Source organism: Syntrophorhabdus sp. (assembly GCA_012719415.1).
Taxonomy (GTDB): domain Bacteria; phylum Desulfobacterota; class Syntrophorhabdia; order Syntrophorhabdales; family Syntrophorhabdaceae; genus Delta-02.
The window spans coordinates 1-3,055 of record JAAYAK010000063.1 but is presented as its reverse complement, the minus strand read 5'-3'; the positions used below and the strand labels follow the sequence as shown (position 1 = coordinate 3,055).

Annotated in this window: 4 protein-coding genes; all 4 read left to right on the top strand. The window is 55.2% G+C overall.

All coding sequences use genetic code 11. The annotated features are described in order from the left end of the window. On the top strand, window positions 1-417 hold a 417-nt coding region (locus tag GXX82_03785), incomplete at its 5' end, for a hypothetical protein (GenBank protein NLT22147.1). 192 nt (window positions 418-609) lie between these two features. Beyond that, the gene (locus GXX82_03780; protein ID NLT22146.1) at window positions 610-1,470 is read left to right on the top strand and encodes a 3-hydroxybutyryl-CoA dehydrogenase; all 861 of its coding nucleotides are present in this window, start codon (window positions 610-612) and stop codon (window positions 1,468-1,470) included. 23 nt (window positions 1,471-1,493) lie between these two features. Further along, the gene (locus GXX82_03775; protein ID NLT22145.1) at window positions 1,494-2,276 is read left to right on the top strand and encodes an enoyl-CoA hydratase/isomerase family protein; all 783 of its coding nucleotides are present in this window, start codon (window positions 1,494-1,496) and stop codon (window positions 2,274-2,276) included. Between the two features lie 138 nt (window positions 2,277-2,414). Then, on the top strand, window positions 2,415-3,055 hold a 641-nt coding region (locus tag GXX82_03770), incomplete at its 3' end, for a thiolase family protein (protein ID NLT22144.1).

The window sequence follows — 3,055 nt, the reverse complement described above, 5'->3', positions numbered from 1 at the left end:
AGGGACATGCTCAGCTACTACATCCCGGAACGCAGGATCCTCATAGCCACCGAATCGGCGGGTTGCCGCAGCCAGACGGGGCAGATCGTCAGCGAGTTCCTCGTCGACTTCGACGCCTACGTAGGCTCGCTCAAACGTCTTGCCACAGTCGACGTGGACATTCTCTGCCAGGGTCATCATTTCGTCTACACGGGCAGCGACGTTGCCGAGTTCTTCGAGGCATCATTGGAGGCCGCCTTTGCGTTCCGCCGGCGTGTTGTGGAATTGCTGGCGATCGAGAATGATTCGGTGGAGAGGGTTGTCGAACGTATCAAGAAGGAGGAGTATGACCCGAATCCCGGGCCCAAGCAACCTGAGAAGGCATATCTCCTGAATCTCAAGACACGGGTCGCGCACCTTGCGGGCAGAAGGGGCTGATGAAACGGAAGTGAGGCATCACGAGGACCCGGCGCCGACGAGTCGGACCCCGTGGCGTTTGGTCCCATACTCCGCAATAATATTGGCTTTAGGCGACGAAAACAGTTGACACGTCATGCCTAATAATAGTTAGATATACGGGCATGTGAATTTTTTAATTTTTCAAAAAAATCACTTTATAGGAGGGGCTGTATGGACATAAAGACAATCGGAGTTTTGGGTGCCGGCGTTATGGGTAACGGTATTGCTCAGGTTGCCTCGATGGCGGGCTACAACGTCATCCTGAGGGACATCGAGGACAGGTTCGTTGAAGGCGGGATCAAGAACATAGACAAGTTCCTCGCAAAGACCGTCGAAAAGGGCAAGATGTCGGCCGACGACAAGGCGGCCATCATGGGCAGGATAAAGGGCACCACCGATATGGGGGCCATGAAGGACGCCGACTTCGTCGTCGAGGTCGTTGTCGAGATAATGGATATAAAGAAGAAGGTCTTCGCCGAACTCGACGAGATAACGAAACCGGACGTCATCCTCTCCTCGAACACGTCATCCATGTCGCTCACAGAGATGGCGACGGCAACGAAAAGACCCGATAAGGTCGTGGGCATGCACTTCTTCAACCCCGTTCCCCTCATGAAGCTCGTCGAGGTCATCCGCGGCGTCCAGACAAGTGACGCGACCGTGGCGGCCACGATCGACCTCACGAGGAAGTTCGGAAAGGAGCCCGTTGAGGTCAGGGTCGACATACCCGGCTTCCTCGTCAACAGACTCATGGTCCCCCACTTCATCGAAGCCATCAAGCTGTACGAGCAAGGCATTGCCTCCAAGGAAGACATCGACAAGGCAGCAAAACTTGGGCTCAACTACCCCATGGGGCCTTTCGAACTGATGGACCTCACCGGACTCGACATCAACCTCCACGTTCAGCAGTATTTCTATGACAACCTGCCGAAGGAACTGAAATGGGATCCCCCCCTGACGCTCAAGAACCTGGTGAAGTCAGGCACCCTCGGCCGCAAGAACGGCAAAGGCTGGTACGACTACTCGAAGTAAGACGCTCATAAAGGAGGGCTCCCATGGCCTACGAAACTATTATAGTTGAGAAAGAGGCACCGGTCGGGATCATCAAGCTGAACCGGCCTCCGGTGAACCCCTTGAGTGTCCAGTCATACTACGACCTCTACGACGCGATCGTCGACCTCGAGAACGACAGCTCCATCGGCGCCATCATCATCACCGGTAATGGCGACAAGGCTTTCGGGGCCGGTCTCGACGTGAAAGATGTCATGGGAAAATCCGCGGTGGAAACACTCGACTTCCTCTGGACCGCTCCGAGGAAGACATTTGACAAACTCACATCCATTGCAAAACCCACGATCGCCGCCGTTTTCGGCCTGGTCCTTGGCGGCGGGTGCGAAGTGGCGATCTGCTGCGACTTCAGGATCGCCTCGGAAGACACGGTGTTCGGTGTCCCCGAGATCAACCTCGGCATAATGCCCGGCTCCGGCGCGACTCAGCGTCTTCCCCGGCTCGTGGGGCTTCCCAAGGCCAAGGAGATGCTCTTCTTCGGCGACAACGTGAACGCCGAGGAGGCATACAGGGTTGGTCTGGCCAACAAGGTCGTGCCGAAGGATCAGCTGATGGAAGAGGCCAGGAAATGGGCCTCCAAGCTCGCCGCCAAACCCAAGGCGGCCCTGGCACTTATCAAGAAATGTGTCGACACCGGTATGGACACCGACATAGCAACGGGGCTGACCCTGGAGATGGATTCCTTCTCGATAGCATTCACATCCGAGGATGGCCGCGAAGGCATCAATGCGTTCGTCGAGAAGAGAAAGCCCAATTACAAGGGAAAATAACGGGCGTAGCGATATTCAATCAGGAGGAAACAGTAAAAACAGGATAAACCGGCGCGCTGCCTGATCGAACAGTCTCACGATTGACTGGAGCCGGAAAAGCGCCCTGATTTAACAAAATATTTAGGAGGAGGTAGCTTCATGAAGACTTTTTCGAAGGTGTACATCCCTTACAACGGCTACTATTCAACCCCATTCACCCGTTGGCAGGGAAGCATGCAGAACGAGAACCCGATCGAACTGGGGGCAAAGACTGCAAGAAGATGGTTCCTGGAGAAGAAGAAGATCGATCCGACCGTCATCGATTATCTCTACTACGGGGTGTCCATCGCCCATAAATACCTGTTCTACAGCCACAACTGGGCGGCGGGTATGCTGACGGACAACAAGAAGAATGTGCCCGGCCTCATGGTCAACCAGGCCTGCACAACCTCGACAACCATTTTGGGCCTTCTGGCAAAGGACATCGAACTCGATGTCTACGATGTCGGTTTTGGCCTCATGTCGGACCGCTGCTCCAATGGCCCGCACACGATTTGGCCGAACCCCATGGGTCCCGGCGGTGAGGTCCTCCATGAGAACTGGATGATGGACAACTTCAACAGCGACCCCAACGTCACCCCGCCGACAAAGATGGTGGGTACGGCTGAAAACGTCGCCAAGCTGGAAGGATTCACCAAGGAACAGTCCGACGCAGTCGTGCTTCGGCGTTATGAGCAGTACATGATGTCACAGGCAAATGATCGGGAATTCCAGAAGAAGTACATGTTCCCCGCGGAAGT

Excerpts from the sequence above, each read along its gene's own strand:
- GXX82_03775 (NLT22145.1), top strand. The coding sequence starts at position 1,494 with ATGGCCTACGAAACTATTATAGTTGAGAAAGAGGCACCGGTCGGGATC.
- GXX82_03780 (NLT22146.1), top strand. The coding sequence starts at position 610 with ATGGACATAAAGACAATCGGAGTTTTGGGTGCCGGCGTTATGGGTAAC.